This is a genomic window from Halalkalibacter flavus (genome assembly GCF_036663575.1).
Taxonomy (GTDB): domain Bacteria; phylum Bacillota; class Bacilli; order Bacillales; family Bacillaceae_D; genus Halalkalibacter; species Halalkalibacter flavus.
This window is the reverse complement of record NZ_JAWRVK010000261.1, coordinates 1-266: the sequence shown is the minus strand read 5'-3', so window position 1 is coordinate 266 and position 266 is coordinate 1. Positions and strand designations below refer to the sequence as shown.

The following is a 266-nucleotide window of genomic DNA, read 5'->3' as shown; positions in this document are numbered from 1 at the left end:
AAGCTTTGATTGATGCAATTTCAGAGCCAGACCCAGAAAACCTTCACAGAGAGAAGAAAATTCGAATCAACGAGCCTCTAGCTCTCGATGTTTATCAGGGGTGCAGATTTCGGGCAAGATGTCCCTATGCCATAGAAAAGTGCAAAGAAGAACCTCCTTTAGAAAAAATAGACAATGATAGAACGGTTGCCTGCTTTGTTAAATTGGAATAATCATTGAAGAGGTCTTGGAATCTTCTTTGCAACATGAGAGATTGATACTCTACC

General features: G+C 40.2%; 1 protein-coding gene. It reads left to right on the top strand.

Going from position 1 to position 266, the window contains the following annotated elements; genetic code table 11:
• The coding region (locus SAY88_RS25150; RefSeq protein ID WP_332635158.1) for an oligopeptide/dipeptide ABC transporter ATP-binding protein at positions 1 to 212 on the top strand (212 nt) is incomplete at its 5' end.
• Positions 213 to 266 lie beyond the last annotated feature (54 nt).